The organism is Neoroseomonas rubea (genome assembly GCF_016106015.1).
Lineage (GTDB): Bacteria > Pseudomonadota > Alphaproteobacteria > Acetobacterales > Acetobacteraceae > Neoroseomonas > Neoroseomonas rubea.
The window spans coordinates 16101-32225 of record NZ_JACADQ010000016.1 but is presented as its reverse complement, the minus strand read 5'-3'; the positions used below and the strand labels follow the sequence as shown (position 1 = coordinate 32225).

Annotated in this window: 10 protein-coding genes; 4 read left to right on the top strand and 6 right to left on the bottom strand. The window is 70.4% G+C overall.

The window, feature by feature from the left end; genetic code table 11:
* Nucleotides 1-603: hypothetical protein (locus tag HW577_RS03780; RefSeq protein ID WP_198374732.1), on the top strand; the 603-nt coding region annotated here is incomplete at its 5' end.
* Nucleotides 604-605: 2 nt separating this feature from the next.
* On the opposite strand, the gene HW577_RS03775 is transcribed toward HW577_RS03780, so the two are convergent.
* The 3 genes from HW577_RS03775 to HW577_RS03765 form a co-directional block, all read right to left on the bottom strand.
* The gene (locus HW577_RS03775) at nucleotides 606-1286 is read right to left on the bottom strand and encodes a DUF599 domain-containing protein (RefSeq protein WP_198374731.1); all 681 of its coding nucleotides are present in this window, start codon (nucleotides 1284-1286) and stop codon (nucleotides 606-608) included.
* Between the two features lie 63 nt (nucleotides 1287-1349).
* Entirely contained in the window at nucleotides 1350-2039 is a 690-nt protein-coding gene (locus tag HW577_RS03770) for a hypothetical protein (protein WP_198374730.1), read from the bottom strand.
* Between the two features lie 152 nt (nucleotides 2040-2191).
* On the bottom strand, nucleotides 2192-3409 hold the full coding sequence (locus HW577_RS03765; protein ID WP_198374729.1) for an NADP-dependent isocitrate dehydrogenase: 1218 nt from the start codon (nucleotides 3407-3409) through the stop codon (nucleotides 2192-2194).
* Nucleotides 3410-3560: 151 nt separating this feature from the next.
* Here HW577_RS03765 and HW577_RS03760 point away from each other — a divergent pair, with 151 nt between their 5' ends.
* Nucleotides 3561-3758, top strand: a complete 198-nt coding sequence (locus HW577_RS03760; RefSeq protein ID WP_198374728.1) for a hypothetical protein — start codon at nucleotides 3561-3563, stop codon at nucleotides 3756-3758.
* 10 nt (nucleotides 3759-3768) lie between these two features.
* Here the strand turns inward: HW577_RS03760 and HW577_RS03755 are convergent, their stop codons facing one another.
* Nucleotides 3769-4755: an MBL fold metallo-hydrolase gene (locus tag HW577_RS03755; protein ID WP_198374727.1), complete on the bottom strand. Its 987-nt coding sequence runs from the start codon at nucleotides 4753-4755 to the stop codon at nucleotides 3769-3771.
* Between the two features lie 133 nt (nucleotides 4756-4888).
* Here HW577_RS03755 and HW577_RS03750 point away from each other — a divergent pair, with 133 nt between their 5' ends.
* Both HW577_RS03750 and HW577_RS03745 read left to right on the top strand, forming a co-directional pair.
* The gene (locus HW577_RS03750) at nucleotides 4889-5065 is read left to right on the top strand and encodes a hypothetical protein (RefSeq protein ID WP_198374726.1); all 177 of its coding nucleotides are present in this window, start codon (nucleotides 4889-4891) and stop codon (nucleotides 5063-5065) included.
* Nucleotides 5066-5071: 6 nt separating this feature from the next.
* Nucleotides 5072-6283 carry a flavin-dependent oxidoreductase gene (locus tag HW577_RS03745; protein ID WP_198374725.1) on the top strand — a complete coding sequence of 404 codons (1212 nt, stop codon included), beginning with the start codon at nucleotides 5072-5074 and terminating at the stop codon, nucleotides 6281-6283.
* Between the two features lie 111 nt (nucleotides 6284-6394).
* Here the strand turns inward: HW577_RS03745 and HW577_RS03740 are convergent, their stop codons facing one another.
* Both HW577_RS03740 and HW577_RS03735 read right to left on the bottom strand, forming a co-directional pair.
* Complete coding sequence (locus HW577_RS03740) at nucleotides 6395-7177, bottom strand: enoyl-CoA hydratase (protein WP_198374724.1); 783 nt, start codon at nucleotides 7175-7177, stop codon at nucleotides 6395-6397.
* Between the two features lie 290 nt (nucleotides 7178-7467).
* Nucleotides 7468-15963 (bottom strand): glycoside hydrolase family 94 protein, encoded by an 8496-nt coding sequence (locus HW577_RS03735; RefSeq protein WP_332837404.1) that lies wholly within the window; start codon nucleotides 15961-15963, stop codon nucleotides 7468-7470.
* Nucleotides 15964-16125 lie beyond the last annotated feature (162 nt).

Sequence of the window (16125 nt, the reverse complement as noted above, 5' to 3'; positions counted from 1 at the left end):
ATGCGGGCGGCGCTGGCGGCGCTGCTCCTGCTGCTCGCCGCCGCACCGGCGGCCGCCGAGGCCACGCTGCGCGCCACGCGCCAGAACGCGCCGCCGCTGATCCTGAGCGCCGCCTTCGCCGAGGGCCGCTGGACGATCCGCGTGCTGGAGGCCGGCAGCGAGGTGCAGCGGATCGTCGTCGCCTCCGACCTGCCGCGCAGCGCGCCGCGCGTCGCCGATGCGGATGGCGACGGTGCGGGGGATCTCTGGGTGCCGGTGATCGACGGCGGCGCCAACACGGCCTGGGACCTGTGGCGGCAGGAGGCGAACGGGCGCTTCCGCCGCGCCGGAGAGGTCTCGGGCATCGGCTTTTCCCGCGACGCGGCCGGCCGGCTGGTGACGATGGGGCGCAACGGCTGCTGCGGCTTCTCCTTCGTCTTCCATCGCTTCGACGCGGATGGCGCGCTGGAGGAAGCCTTCGGCGTGGACCGGCACGAGGACGATTTGCGCCGCGGCGTCTGCGAGGGCGTGGCGATGGCCGCGGCGGCGCCGGCGGCAATGGTGCGCGCGATCTGCGGACTGGCGTCCGGCGCGATGCCGGGGCAGCGGATCCAGTTGCGATAAGCTCAGCGCACCGCCTGGCTCGCCAGCGCGTCACGCGCGGCCGATCGGAACTCCCGCCGGTGCAGTTCCCGCAGCACGAGCAGGCTCGCCGCGACGAGCGCCAGCGGATGGACGATCCAGGCCAGCGCGGCGAGCCCGAAATAGTAGGACCGCAGTCCGGTATTGAAATGCCGCGCGGCCCGGTTGGCCAGCCGCGCGGCCGCTTCCGCCGTGCCGGTCGCGGCGCTGTCCTGCGGCATGCTCATCACCAGGATGCTCACGTAGTTGAACTGGCGCAGCGCCCAGGTCAGCTCGAAGAAGGCGTTGACGAAGATTAGCAGCAGCAGGCCGATCTTGATCTCCCACATCGCGTCGTCCGGCACGCTCGACCACGGGAAGGCCGCGACGACGCGCCGGCCGAGGTCGGGGGCGGCCATCATCGCGACCAGGCCGCCCAAGATCAGGATGGAGGTGGTGGCGAGGAAGGAGACTGAGGACATCAGGTTGCCGATCGCCGCGATGTCGGCGATGCGGTTGTCCCGCGGCAGGGCGGCGATCATCCAGCGGCGCCGGTGTACGTCCATCGCGGCGATGACGCTGCGTGCGCGGATGGACGGCACCCGGTCCACCACCAGCGCATAGACGACCCAGCAGGCCACGAAGACGGCGAGCGCGATCCAGTCGAGCAGCGTGAAGGGCGGCATGGGTGCAAGCCTATCGTGCCGGGGCGCACCGACGGAATGGCCCCCTGGCCGAAGGGCGCGGCGTCAGCCGGGAGTTGGTGCCGCGGGCAGGACGATGCCCGTGGATGTCAGGAAGGCATCCCAGTCCGGCGGATGCCCGCGCCAGTCGGCGGCCTGCGTCGCGACGAAGCGGAGGCTCGTGAAGCCGGGTGGAAGCGTCCAGGCCACGGCACGGGTGCTGGCCATGACCACGGTGTAGGTGGCCTGGTCGAAGCAGCGATCGAGGGCGGCGGCGAGGCGCGCGCACAGGGCCGGCGCGTCCTCGTCGAAATCGCGCGGAAAGGCGGTCCGCAGGAAGGCGATTCGGTTGCCGGCGGCATTCAGCGCCATCAGCCGCTTGATCAAGGCGGCCGTCCGATCCCGCGCCTTCGGCACGTCCTCGTCGAAACTTGCGGCGACCCGGGGGCCGTCCTCGGTGCCGGTCACCTTGAACTCATGGAAATACTCGATGCCGATATGCCTGTTGATGATCACCGGGATCCCGGCGTCGTTCACCACGGGCTGAAGATCGGTGCTGCGGTAGAGCGCGTCCGCATCCGGGTTCTCGAAGAATTTCGCCAGGCCCGTGAGCGGCGTCACCCACCAGTCGAAGCAATAGGCCGTCTCGACCCCGTAGAAGCGCCGGATGTTGTGCGCCGCCGCGCAATAGGCGCCGAACGATACCACATGCGTCGCATGGTCGCGGGTGAACTCGGCAAGCGGCAAGCCCGGCAAGGTGAAGCCTCGCGATCCTCGGCAAGACGGACGTCTTCGCGGGATGCGGCTTACCGGCTTGGGAGGTCCGCGCAATGCACGCTTGCGCGACCGTCTCGGCACGAGGGGGCGCCGTGGCGGAACGCTGTCGCGCCCCGCCACGGCCGCGGGCGTCACCCCATCTTCTTCTTCAGGTTCTCGTCGAGCTTGGCGAGGAAGGCCTGGGTGTTGAGCCAGGGCTGGTCCTTGCCGATCAGCACCGCGAGGTCCTTCGTCATGTGGCCGCTTTCCACCGTCTCGATGCAGACCGCCTCGAGCGCATTGGCGAAGTCGACCACGTCCTGCGTGCCGTCGAAGCGGCCGCGATAGGCCAGCCCGCGCGTCCAGGCGAAGATCGACGCGATCGGGTTGGTGCTGGTCTCGCGGCCCTTCTGGTGCTCACGGTAGTGGCGGGTGACGGTGCCGTGCGCCGCCTCGCTTTCCACCGTCGCGCCATCGGGGCTGAGCAGCACGCTGGTCATCAGGCCGAGGCTGCCGAAGCCCTGCGCCACGATGTCCGACTGCACGTCGCCATCGTAGTTCTTGCAGGCCCAGACATAGCCGCCTTCCCACTTCAGCGCGCAGGCGACCATGTCATCGATCAGCCGGTCCTCGTAGGTCAGGCCGGCGGCCTTGAACTTGTCGGCGAACTCGGCGTCGAACACCTTCTTGAAGATGTCCTTGAACTCGCCGTCATAGGCCTTGAGGATCGTGTTCTTGTGGCTGAAATACACCGAGTAGCCGCGCGCCAGGCCGTAGTTGAGGCTCGCGCGGGCGAAGCCCTCGATCGAGGCGCGGGTGTTGTGCATGCCCATCAGCACGCCGCCGCCGGCGGGGAAGTTGGTCACCTCAAGCTCGACCGGCGCGGAGCCGTCGGCCGGGGTCCAGGTCAGCGTGGCCTTGCCGGCGCCGGGGATCTTGGTCTCCGCGGCGCGGTAGATGTCGCCATAGGCATGGCGGCCGACGACGATCGGCTTCGACCAGTGCGGCACCAGGCGCGGGACGTTCTTGCAGATGATCGGCTCGCGGAAGATCGTGCCGTCGAGGATGTTGCGGATGGTCCCGTTCGGGCTGCGCCACATCTTCTTCAGGCCGAACTCGGCGACGCGCGCCTCATCGGGCGTGATGGTCGCGCACTTCACCGCGACGCCGAACTGCTTCGTGGCGTTCGCGGCGTCGACGGTGATCTGGTCGTCCGTCTCGTCGCGCTTCTGAATGCCGAGGTCGTAGTACTTCAGGTCGATATCGAGATAGGGAAGGATCAGCTTGTCCTTGATGAACCCCCAGATGATGCGGGTCATCTCGTCCCCGTCCATCTCGACGACGGGGGTCTTCACCTTGATCTTGGCCATGCCTGTCCTCATGCGGCGCATTCGTGGTGCTGGCCCGCCTGGGGGCGGCCGGCGCGGGCGGACCTTGCACCGGGGCGGGCGGTGCGGCAAGTCCGCCGCGGACCGGAAAATCCCGGCATGGCAGTCCGTTAACCCCTTCGGAGGGCGTTCCATGACCGATGCGCCGCGCGGCGTGGCACGGGGCCTGGCCCGCACCCTCTCCCGCGCGACGGGGGAGGGGTATCGCCTCGGCTACGAGATCGCCCGGGACGAGGCCGCCTTCCTCGCCCTGGAAGCGGGGCGCCCGGACCTTGCCGAGCGCATCCGCGCCCTGCGGCCGCTGCCCGACAAGGACGCGCCGCAGGGCTGACCGGGGCGGCTCAGCCGAGGCTTGTCACGTCCATCGGCGTGGGATGCCAGGCGAAGCCCTGGCCTTCCTTCACCATCCGCCCCGTGCCCGGCCAGGGGAAGTGGTAGGACATGACCGTCGTGCGGTCGGTCGCGAAGCGGTCCAGCATCCGCGCGCGGGTCTGCGCCGATTGCTGCGGGTTGGTGTCGAAGGCGAATTCCCACATCGGGTGGCGCAGCAGCAGGATGTGATGGTGGGCGAGGTCGCCGGTATAGACCATCGCCTCCTGCCCCGAGGTCACGGCATAGACCGTGTGCCCCACCGTATGGCCGGGGGCGGAGAGCGCGATCACGCCGGGCACCACCTCCTGCTCGTTGCGCACCATCACCATCCGGTCGCGATAGGCGGAGAGGTTCTTCTTCGCCCCGTCGATGAAGGGCACCATGAAGGCCGGGCCGCGCTTGTTCGCGTCATCCGTCCAGAAGTTCAGGTCGGCTTCGGCGAGTGCCACCTGCGCGTTGGGGAAGTTGCGGTTGCCCTGCGCATCGACCAGCGCCCAGCAATGGTCGCAATGGGCGTGGGAGAGCACGACGAGGTCGATCTGCGACGGCTCGATCCCCGCCGCGCGCATGTTGCGCAGCAGCCGGCCGGTGGTCGGGCCGAACATGCGGCTCGCCTCCCCCATGCTGTCGCCCATGCCGGTGTCGAACAGGATCAACTGGCGGCCGGTGTTCACGATCAGCGCGTTCTGCTCGAGCACCGCATTCGCCGGGTCGAGGAAGTTGGCGCGCATCAGGTCGACGATCTGCCCGGGCTGCGCGCCGGTGAAGGCGTCCTCCGCCTTGCCCAGCGGCAGCGCGCCGTCGGAGACGATCGTCGCCTCATAGGCGCCGAAGCGGAAGCGGTACCAGGCGGGCGCGCCGCGGCCGACGAAGGGCGCGGCCGCCTCGGCAGGCATGAACGGCAGGGCTGCGGCGGCAACGCCTGCGCCCAGTAGGGCACGACGGCTGGTGCTCATGTGTGGATCTCCTCCGGTATCGTTGGCCGCCGGCGCGACGGCGCCGTCGCGGCGGGCTAGACTGGCGGCGCTGCCCCGGCGTCCGGGTGCATGCCACGCGACGATGCTACCCTGAGGCGAAATGGGAGTGCCAATGTTCATTCGCGCAATCGCTGTCGGGCTTGCCGGCGCCACCCTCGCAGGGACGGCGCTGGTCGCCGCTGGCGCGGGCCTCGCGCTGCTCGCCTGCGCTGCGAAGCGCCGCGCCGAGGCGCGCGCCGCCTGGCCGGAGGAAGCCCCGCCCCCGCCGCCCGACGACGAGGAGTCCTGACCCGCCATGCATGTGCTGATCGCGGGCGGCGGCGTCGGTGGCCTGACGCTCGCCCTGATGCTGCGGGAGCGCGGCATCGGCTGCACCGTCTTCGAGGCGGCGTCCGAGGTGAAGCCGCTCGGGGTGGGCATCAACACCCTGCCGCATGCGATCCGCGAGCTGGCGGGGCTTGGCCTGCTGCCGGCGCTCGACGCCGTCGCGGTGCGCACGCGCGAACTGCGCTACCTGAACCGCTTCGGCCAGGAGATCTGGGTCGAGAAGCGCGGCACCTGGGCGGGGCACGACGTGCCGCAATTCTCGATCCATCGCGGCCACCTGCACCAGGTGCTGTGGGCGGCGGCACGGGAGAGGCTGGGCGATGCCGCGCTGATGACCGGCGCGCGGCTCGCGGCCTTCGCCGAGACCGCGGACGGCGTGCGGCTCGACTTCGCCGATGGGCGCAGCGCGACGGGCGACCTGCTGGTCGGTGCCGACGGCATCCATTCCGTGGTGCGCGCCGCGCTGCACCCCGCAGATGGCGGCATCCGCTGGAACGGCATCCAGATGTGGCGCGGCGCGATCGACTGGCCGGAATTCGAGGGCGGCGACACCATGATCGTCGCCGGCGACATGCGTGAAAAGCTGGTGCTCTACCCGATCGCCGCCGGATCCCGCCCGGGCATGCGTCTGACCAACTGGGTGGTCTGCGCGCAGATCGGGGATGCGACGAAGCCGCCGCCGCGGCGGGAGGATTGGTCGCGCCCCGGGCGGCTCGCGGACGTGCTGCCGCATGTGGCGCGCTTCCGGATCCCGTTCCTGGACGTGGCCGCGCTGGTGCGCGCCACGCCGGAATTCTGGGAATACCCGATGTGCGACCGGGATCCGCTGCCCTTCTGGACGCGTGGGCGCGTCACGCTGCTGGGCGACGCGGCGCACCCGATGTACCCGGTGGGCTCGAACGGCGCCTCCCAGGCGGTACTCGATGCGCGCTGCCTGGCGGATGCCATCGCCGCCGCCCCCGGCCCGGCTGCGCTCGCGGCCTATGAGGCGGATCGCCTGCCCAAGACGGCGGAGATCGTGCGCAGCAACCGCCGCGGCGGGCCGGAGCGCGTGGTGGATGTCGTCTCCGAACGCGCCCCCGAGGGCTTCGCACGGCTGGAGGATGTGATCGCGCGGGAGGAGCTGGCCGCGATCGCAGGTGGGTACGCGGCGATGGCGGGGTTCGCGGCGCCGCGGTGAAGGTGCGGGGGAGGGGAACCTCCCCCGCCCCCCTCCCTTTCTTGTCTGTTGGGAACTGACCTCGGAGGTCAGTCACCAAAAGACAGAAAAAGGAGGGGGATTCGGGGGAGTTCACTCCCCCGACGCATTCTTCTTCTTGTCGAGGAATCCGCCCAGCATCCTGCGCGGTTCCTCCGTGCGCCACGACGCCGCGAAGGCGTCAATCCCCGCCGCGATCGCCTGGGACAGGGGTAGGTCCTCCCACCGCCGGATCAGCGCCTTCTGCGCGCGGATCGCCTCCGGCCCCGCGTCCAGAAGCAGCGCGAGCCATTGATCGACGGCGTCGTCGAGCGCCGCCGCAGGCACGATGCGTTCCACCAGGCCCCAGTCCAGCGCCTCGGCCGCGCCGATCGTCTCGGCCAGCAGAAGCAGCCGGCGCGTGCGGCCCCAGCCGATCAGGCCCGGGAGCAGTGCGGCCTCCACCACCGAAGGGATGCCGACGCGCACTTCCGGCATGCCGAACTGAGCGCTGTCCGCCGCGATGCGCAGGTCGCAGGCGGCCGCGACCTCGAGCCCCGCGCCGAGGCACCAGCCATTGATCCGCGCGAGCACGGGCACCGGGCAGTCCCGTACCGCGCGGCAGCATGCATGCACCAGCCGGATGAAGGCCTCGCCCCCCGCCTCGCTGTCGATGCCGGCCATGACGGTGATGTCGGCGCCGCCGATGAACGCGCGCGCCCCGGCGCCGGTCAGCACGACGGCGCGCAGCGCGCGGTCGGCCGACAGCGTCGCGAAGGTCGCGGCGAAGTCGTGCATCAGCTCGGGGTTGAGCGTGTTGAGCTTGGCGTCGTGATCCACGGTGACATGGGCGACGGCGCCGGCATGGGTGCGGTGCAGGGCGATCTGGCCGGGCATTGGGACCTCCGGGCGGGGGAAGAAGGGAACGTCTCCCCCCGGACCCGCCTCAAGTCCTTTCTGGAACCTGGGAGCCGATAGCGGAAGTCCGGTCCTGGACGATCGGGAAGGGAGGGGGCCTGGGGATGGATCCAGCCATGCCGAACACACATCGCGGAGAACGGGCCTCGCCAGAGCCGTCCTGCTCGTCGACGTGGGCGTCGGACGGGATGTCGTCGGCGGAGCGGTGGCCCGCGAGGGCGCGTCGGCGCCGGCCGCCGGCGACGGCTATTGCTGAACGATCGCGAAGATCATCCAAGCGTCAGATGGATCCGATGACGTGCACCATCGTCAACGAACGGCAGGCGCAGCGGACGCGCCGTGATCACCGCGCCATCCAACGTGGCGGTGGCGACGCCGCGATTGACGCCGTCGGGATTGTCCACGTGGATCTCGTACCGCGCCGCGCCGCACGCGACGGTCAGCTCGTAACGCGGCCATGCCCGGGGGATGCAGGGGTCCAGGAGAAGGGCACCGCCCCGTATGCGCAGCCCGAGGATGCTCTCGATGCCGGCGCGCTGCATCCATCCCGCGGAGCCGGTGTACCAGGTCCAGCCGCCCCGTCCGAGATGGGCCGGCGCGGCGTAGACGTCGGCAGCGATGACATAGGGTTCCACCTTGTAGCGGTGGACCCCGGCCCGCGTCCGGGCGTGGTTGATCGGATTCAGCATCGCGAACAACTCGACCGCCCTGTCGCCCTCGCCAAGCGCCGCGAAGGCCATGACGGACCAGAGGGCGGCGTGGGTGTACTGGCCGCCATTCTCGCGGATGCCTGGCGGATAGCCCTTGATGTAGCCGGGATTGAGCGGCGTCTTGTCGAAGGGCGGGGTGAACAGCAGCGCCAGGCCGTCCTGCGGGCGGATCAGCTCCCGCCTGACCGCCGCCATGGCCCGCGCCGCGCGCGCCGGATCCGCCGCGCCCGACAGGACGGCCCAGGATTGCGCGATGGAATCGACCCGGCATTCCTCGCTGCTGGCCGAACCCAGTGGCGTGCCGTCGTCGAAATAGCCGCGCCGGTACCAGTCCCCATCCCATGCCTCGCGTTCCATCGATGCCCGCAGGGTCGCGGCATAGGCGCGCCACTGCTCCGCGCGGCCGGTCTCGCCGCGCGCCTCGGCGATGGGTGCGAATGCCGCCAGCGCGGCGTCGAGCAGCCAGCCAAGCCACACGCTCTCGCCCTGTCCCGCTTCGCCGACGCAGTTCATCCCATCGTTCCAGTCGCCGGTGCCGATCAGCGGCAGCCCGTGGCTGCCGATCGCGAGGCTCGCATCGAGGCCGCGGGCACAGTGCTCGAACAGCGTCGCCGTCTCATCGGCCACCGTCGGCTGGAAGAAGCTGTCGTGCTCGCCTGCCGTCAGTCTCTGGCCCTCCAGGAAGGGCACCTCGACATCGAGCAAGCCCGTGTCGCCCGAGACGTCGAGGTAATGCGCGACGGCCAGGGCGAGCCACACCCGATCGTCGGAGATCCGCGTGCGCACGCCCTGGCCGGAATGCGGCAGCCACCAATGCTGCACATCGCCCTCGGGAAACTGCCGCGCGGCGGCACGCAGGAGGTGTTCGCGCGTCAGCGCCGGGCGTGACGCGGCGAGCGCCATGCCATCCTGCAGCTGGTCCCGGAAGCCGTAGGCGCCACTCGCCTGATAGAAGCCGGAGCGCGCCCAGACCCGGCAGGCCAGGGTCTGATACAGCAGCCAGCCATTCAGCATGATGTCCATCGCGCGGTCCGGCGTGCGCACCTGCACCGCGCCGAGGACATCCTCCCAGTGACGATCGACGTCCGCCTTCACGGCGTCGAGGTCGCAGCTGCGGTAGCGCGCGACCAGGCTGCGCGCTTCCTCTGCGCTGGCGGCATCGCCGAGGAAGAAGGCGATCTCGACGATGCCGCCTGGCGGCAGGTCGACCGTGGTCCTGAGCGCGCCGCAGGGATCGAGCCCAGCCCCGGTGGTCCTGGACAGCGGCCCCGTGCCGACGAGCGCAGCCGGGCGGGCCAGCGTCCCGTTGCGGCCGATGAACTCCCGCCGGTCCCCCGTCCAGTCCGTCTGCCGGCCGCGAAGATCGGCAAAGGCGACGCGCTGCGCGAAGGCCGGGTTCCAGGGATTGCGCGCGAACATCGCACCGGTCCCGCCGTCGATCTCCGTGGTCACGAAGGGCAGGGTTGCCGACCGTGACGGGCCAAGGACCCATTCGACATAGGCTGTCACGGATATCCGGCGCGCCCGGCCGGAGACATTGCGCAGCACGAGGCGCGAAATCTTGATCGGATCTTCCAGCGGCACGTACTGCAGGAGGTCGCTCTCGATCCCCTGCCCGGCGTGACCGAACCTGCTGTAGCCGCGACCGTGGCGGCTGACGAAGGTTTCCCCGTTGTTGCGGATGGGCGAGGCGGTCGGGCTCCACAATGCGCCGGTGTCCTCGTCCCGCAGGTAGAAGGCCTCGCCCGGCCGGTCGGCCACGGGGTCGTTCGACCAGGGGGTCAGCTGGTGCTCCCGGCTGTTGACCGACCAGCTGTAGCCGCCGCCCTCGGTCGGCACCTGGAAGCCGAAGGCGGGGTTGGCGACGACGTTGAGCCACGGCGCCGGCGTCGACCGGCCGGAGCCCAGGATGGTGACGTATTCCCGTCCATCCGCCGCGAATCCGCCGAGCCCGTTGAAGTATTCCAGTTCCGGCAGGGGCGGCGATCCAGCCGGCATGACGGGCGCGGCCGCCGCCCTGGCCGCGGGCGGGAGCGCGATGCCGCGCTGCGGCGCACGGTTGAGCTGATCGGAAAGCTGCCCGCGACGGCCCACGAGCACGACGCGGGCCGTCGCCGCGAGCAGCGCGGCGGTCTCGGACGACATCAGGTCCGCACGCACCACGAAGACACGTCCGGGCTGCCCGGCATCGCGTGGCGGCGTCCGCGATTCGCTCGTCCGCGCCAGCGTCTCGAGCGCGACCTGAAGGTCCTGGACGTAGGAGGAGGCGCGCTCGTTCAGGATCACGAGATCAACCGCGAACTGCTTCATCCGCCAGTACTCGTGGGCCTGCAGCAATTGGCGGGCGATCCCGATGTCCTCGATCTCGTTGATGCGCAGCAGGAGAATCGGCAGGTCCCCGGAAATCCCAAGCGGCCATAGCCCCGGCTGCCCGCCGCCGCCGCGCCTTATGGTCTCCGAGGACGGGCGCAGGATCGGCGTGGCGTAGATCAGGTGGCCCGCAAGGCGCTGGAACAGTCCCGCCTCGGCGGAATCGATGCCGAGGTGATGGAGTTGCACCTGCGCCTGGGTCCAGGCCAGCGTCGCGGCCCGCTCGAAGCCCGCGGCGTCCTGGTGCTTGTCCACGAGTTCGAGAAGCGTGTCGCGCGAGGATGCGGCGATTGTCCAGAACGTCACGCGCGCGACTGCACCCGGCGGGATCCTCACGCGCCTGCGCAGCGCGAAGACCGGGTCGAGCACCGTGCCGACCGTGTTGGAGAGCGACCGGCGATCCATCATCACGATCGGCCTGCGGATGCTGGCGCCGCGGCCGAGGAACCGGGCCCTGTCGGTCTCGATCTCCGGCCGGCCCACGGCCTGGCCGTCGACGACGGCCAGATGCGCGGCCCAGATCTCGGGCTCCGCCGGCGAGCGCCGCCGGCGCGTCGCGAGGATGGCGCCGATGTCGGCCAGGTGCTCGGTCTCGACGAACAGCTTCGAAAGCGCGGGATGCGCCACGTCGGCCGCCTGACCGCCGAGCACCAGCTCGGCATAGGAGGTGAGCTCGATCTCCCGCATCCGGGTGCCGGTGTTCAAGATCGCGACGCGCCGGACCTCGGCATCGTCCTCGGCCGAGACGACCACGTCCAGCGTCGTGGTGAGCGAACCCTGCCGCCGGGTGAACTCGGCGCGGTCCTCGTGGAACACGACGTCGTAGCCATCGGGCTCGTCGCCGCATGGCTGGAAGCCCGCCGACCAGACCTCGTTGCTCGCGACGTCGCGCATGAAGATGTAGGAGCCGAGATCGTCGCAGGTCGCGTCCTCGCGCCACCGCGTCACGGCACGGCCGCGCCAGAGGCTCTGGCCCGAGCCGGCCGCGGTGAGCATGACCGTGTAGCGGCCGTTCGAGAGAAGGTGCGTGGCGGGGGCTGCATCCTGCGCGGAGGTGTAGCGTCGGCCACCCGGCGGCTCGATTTCCTTCAACCGGACGGCCGGGTGCGTGTCGGCGATCCATGACGGCATGATGGTGACGTCGCGCGGCGTGCGCTCGTGCAGCAGCAGTTCGGTCGCCTGGACGATGGGCTCCGCATGGAACCGCGCCCGCATGCCGCCATCGAGCAGAGCGTCCGCGATGGCGACGATGGTCATGCCCTGGTGATGCGCCATGAAGGCGCGCACGATCGCGACCTCCTGGCCCTCCGGCACGCGGATCGCCGTGTAGTCCAGGGCTTCCCGGAACCCGTGGCGGCCAAGCGCACCGACCTCCGCGAGGCGGCGGAAGTTCAGCGCCGCCGCGACCGGGTCGACCATGGTGGCGAGGCCCGTCGCGTATGGCGCGACGACGGTGTTCTCGCCGAGACCCCGCTTCAGGCCGAGGCTCGGCACGCCAAAGCTCGAATACTGGTAGGTGAGTTCCAGGTCGCGGGCGTTGTAGGCGGATTCGGAAATGCCCCAGGGCACGCCGAGCGTCCTCCCGTGCTCGACCTGCCGGCGCACGATGAGGCGGTTCGTCTGCTCGATCAGGCTTCCGCCAGGGGCGCGCATGACGAGCGAGGGCATCAGGTATTCGAACATCGAACCCGACCACGAGATCAGCGCGGCGCCCGAGGCGACCGGCGTGACCGCGCGGCCGAGGCGGAACCAGTGACGCGTCGGGACGTCGCCCTTTGCGATCGCGAAGAAGCTGGCGAGCCGCGCCTCGGAGGCCAGAAGATCGTAGCAGCTCGGATCGAGCCTGCCCTCGGGCACCTGGTAGCCGATGGCCAGGAGCTTGCGGTCCTGGTCGAGCAGGAAGCCGAACTCCATGGCCAGCGCCGTGGTCCGGGCGGCTTCCTCCAGAGCCAGGAGGCGGCTCCTCATGGCTGCGTCCGGCCCGGCCGCCGCGCCAAGGTCCCGGCGGTGGCTCTCGATTGCGCGCTGCGCCGTTGCCAGCCAGGACAGGACCTCCGCTCCCGCATCGTCGCCGCGCTCGGCCGCGAGCGCCGCCGCGATGTCGACGACGACCTCGGCCTGGACGGCAAGCCGCGCGAGGCGTTCAGCGACCGACTCGCCTTCGGGCAGCTTCCGTCGCGTGTCGGTCGTGAATGTGGCGAGCGCGTCGTCAAGCTGCTGCCATGTCACGGTCTGGGTCCGGCGCCCGTCACGAATGCGGATGCACTCGTCGCGCGTGACGTCCAGCGCGTCGGCGATGCCGGCGATGCGTGCATCCGCGCTCATCGGCACGTCGCGCCATTCCCGGCACGCGTTCGCGACCACGATGAGATGCCCCGCGAGATTGCCGCTGTCGACGGTGGACACATAGCGTGGATCGAGCGGCCGCAGGTCGCGCGTGTCGTACCAGTTGTAGAAATGGCCATGGAACCGCTGGAGACGGCCCATGGTCGCGAGGGTCGCCTCTAGCCGCTCCAACGCATCCGCGGTGCCCAGCCACCCGAAGTCGCGGGCGCTGAGCACGGACAGGAGATAGAGGCCGATATTGGTCGGGGAGGTGCGATGGGCGACGACCGGCTTGGGGTCCTCCTGGAAATTGTCGGGCGGCAGCATGTTGTCGTTGGCCGTCACGAACGCCTCGAAGAAGCGCCACGTCCGCCGCGCGATGAGCCGCAATGCGCGCGCGTCGGCCTCTGGCACCATGAGCCGGCCGCCGGCCGGCGGCGATCGGCTTGCCCACCACGCGATGGCGGGTGAGGCGATCCAGAGCAGCGCGAAGGGTGCCGCGAGAGGCCATGTTCCCTGGCCCGACAGCGATGCGACGAGGATGGTCAGGCCGCCGGTCGCCAGCGCGCCGGCCATCCGACGGTCGAAGGCGAGCAGGTCGGACCTGCACTCGATCGTCGCCTGGGCCGCGGTCACCCATTCGAGCAGGTGCCGGCGGGTGACGAAGAGACGGACGAGCGTGCGCAGGATCGCATCGGCCATCAGCCACGCCTGGTGCGCGAGGAAGGTGAGAACGAGCAGCGAGAGGCCGAGCGCCAACCTCACATCGACGCCGAGCGCGCGCAGGTGGCTGCGGACCGTCAGGCCACGACGGCGCGGAAGGACCGCGCTGATGGCGGGAATGAGCGGCGGCACCACGATCGTGGCAAGCAGGAACGCCGTCCAGACGAGCGCTGCACGGAAGGGCAGCGTCCATCCTGTCAGGAAGGCCAGCATGGTCGCCGGCGCCGACAGCGTGCGGCGCAGATTGTCGAGCATCTTCCAGCGCCCGATGGCCGGCACGGCGGCGGCCTCCGGGCCACCGCCCGCGGGTCGCGGAGCGCGCCCCAGGATCCATGGCAGCAATTGCCAGTCGCCACGCGCCCAGCGGTGCTGCCGCAGCGCGGAGACGTCGTAGCGGGCGGGAAATTCCTCGACGACCTCGACATCGGTGGCAAGGCCGGCGCGGGCGAAGATTCCCTCGAACAGGTCGTGGCTGAGCAGCGCGGCCTCCGGCACCCGGCCTGCCAGCGCAGCCTCGAACGCATCGACGTCATAGATGCCCTTGCCGGCGTAGGAGCCTTCGCCGAACAGGTCCTGGTACACGTCGGAGACGGCCGAGGCGTAAGGGTCGATGCCGCTGTGGCTCGAGTAGACCCGCTGGAACAGCGAGCCTTCGCGCCCGACCGGCAGGGAGGGCGTGACCCGCGGCTGCAGCACCGCGTAGCCCTCGACGACCCGCCTGGCCCGCGGGTCGAGCCGCGGCCGGTTGAGGGGATGCGCCATCTTGCCGATCAGGCGCCGGACGGTGTCGCGCGGCAGCCTCGTATCGGCGTCGAGGGTGATGACGTAGCGGACACCCTCCGGCACGACCGGCGGCCGCTCGGCCGCCTGGATGAAGCTCGTGTCGGTCGCGCCGCGCAGCAGGCGGTTCAGCTCATGCAGCTTGCCGCGCTTGCGTTCCCAGCCGAGCCAGCGTCCTTCGCCCTCGTTCCACCGGCGCCCGCGATGCAGCAGCAGGAACCGGTCGCCCCCGGGTGCCGGACCGTATCGGCGGTTCAGCTCGGCGATGCCGTCCGCGGCGGCGGCGAGCAGCGCCGCGTCGCCGTCCATCCGTTCGCTCGGCGCATCGCGCCAGTCCGAGAGGAGGGCGAAATGGAGCTCGCCATCCGAGCTCGCCAGGTGATGGACCTCCAGCCGTTCAACCTGCTCCTGGATCGCCTCCGGCGACGTCAGGAGCATCGGCACCGCGATCAGCGTGCGCAGATCGGATGGTACGCCGTCGCGAAGATGCAGCGCCGGCAGCAGTTGCGGCCCGTAGCCCCACGCCGTGCCGCGGTTCACCAATGCGACCGCAACATCCAGGGCCGGGATGGCGCCCAGCGCGGCGAGCAGCGCCAGCACGCCGCCATCGAGCCCGCCCGCGCGCAGGGCCATGAGCGGCAACAGCAGGAGGAAGGCGGCGACGATGGTGATGGCGCTGACATAGCCAGCGATGCCGAGCGCCTGGTTCAGCTGCCAGGCGCGACGTCGCAGCGACGGCCTGAAGCCCATGGCGGCCTCGAAGGCGGGCCGGCCACCCGTGAGGAGATGATAGCCCGGATCGCGCCTTCGGCCGTCTGTGGCGTCCGGTGCCTCGTCCCGGCCCTGCTTGGTCGCAAGGACGGCGCTGCGGGCGATGTCGAGCTCCGTGCGGCCCGACCCGCGCGAGAGCTCCTCGATGGCGCTGCGGTAGAGGTTGCGGGTCGGGAAATCCATGTCCCGGTACCCGGGAGCCTCGGCGAGCACGTCGTCGACGAGGCTCATGCGTTCGAAGAGCGCGCTCCAGTCGACTTCGGAGATCAGTCGCAGACTGGTGATGATGTTGCGGACGGTGACGCTCGCGGCGCCCTGACTCTGGTGCTCGTCGCGCACGACCGCGTCGGCCGTCGTTCCCTGCTTCGCAAGGCACTCGTCGAGCCAAGTCAGGGCAGGGATGATTCTCGGATCCTGGTCACGCAGCCTGTGCAGGAGCTGCACCGCGCAGGCACTCGTCGGCCACGCACCGTCGGGATGCGCCAGCACCGCCGCGAAGGGTTCGGCGGTGCGCCCGCCCGCCCCCAGCAGGCGGTCCGCGAGTTCGTCGGCGACCTTGCAAGATGCGCGGTCCTCGACGATTTGCGCCGCGAGCCGCCTGAGGTTCTCGACCAGGACGATGCGGAGCGTGATCGCGATCGCCCAGAGTTCCCCGATCGTGAGCACCTCGACGTCCTGATAGGCGCGGACGTAGCGGCACAGAGTCTCGGGCGCGAAGTGGCTGTCGGTGTGGGCGACGAAGGCCCAGGCCAGGCCGAAGACCCTCGGATAGCCGGCGAAGGGCCCGGCGGCGAGTTTCGGGAGTTGCCGATAGAAGCTGGGCGGCAGGTCGCTTCGGATATCGTGGATCTGCTTCTCGACGAGGAGATAGTTGTCGATCAGCCATTCCGCCGCCGGCGTGATGGCGGCGCCTTCTTCCGCCGCCCGGGCGATGGTGCGGTAGGCGTCGAGCAGGACGCCGCGGTTGTCCGTGAGCCGCAGTGCCAGAGGGTAGACCTTGGAGGGCTTCGCCGAGACCGCCTGTGCGGCCGCCAGGCTGTGCGCGTGTTCCTCCAGGCGCTCGACGCTGAAGAGTTCTTCGCGCACGGGTGCGCGGCTCGCCCAGGGCGCGGCGGCGGAGCCGGGCCGTCGGACGGGACGAAGGAACCGCATCACATGGAGGCCTCAAGCGGGTTGGAGGATGGCGAAAGCCTCGTGCGCTCGTGTTGCGGCAACCGATGCAAGGCATGCGGCAACGCCTTTCCCGCC

Excerpts from the sequence above, each read along its gene's own strand:
- HW577_RS03775 (WP_198374731.1), bottom strand. The coding sequence starts at position 1,286 with ATGCCGCCCTTCACGCTGCTCGACTGGATCGCGCTCGCCGTCTTCGTG.
- HW577_RS03765 (WP_198374729.1), bottom strand. The coding sequence starts at position 3,409 with ATGGCCAAGATCAAGGTGAAGACCCCCGTCGTCGAGATGGACGGGGAC.
- HW577_RS03760 (WP_198374728.1), top strand. The coding sequence starts at position 3,561 with ATGACCGATGCGCCGCGCGGCGTGGCACGGGGCCTGGCCCGCACCCTC.
- HW577_RS03755 (WP_198374727.1), bottom strand. The coding sequence starts at position 4,755 with ATGAGCACCAGCCGTCGTGCCCTACTGGGCGCAGGCGTTGCCGCCGCA.
- HW577_RS03750 (WP_198374726.1), top strand. The coding sequence starts at position 4,889 with ATGTTCATTCGCGCAATCGCTGTCGGGCTTGCCGGCGCCACCCTCGCA.
- HW577_RS03745 (WP_198374725.1), top strand. The coding sequence starts at position 5,072 with ATGCATGTGCTGATCGCGGGCGGCGGCGTCGGTGGCCTGACGCTCGCC.
- HW577_RS03740 (WP_198374724.1), bottom strand. The coding sequence starts at position 7,177 with ATGCCCGGCCAGATCGCCCTGCACCGCACCCATGCCGGCGCCGTCGCC.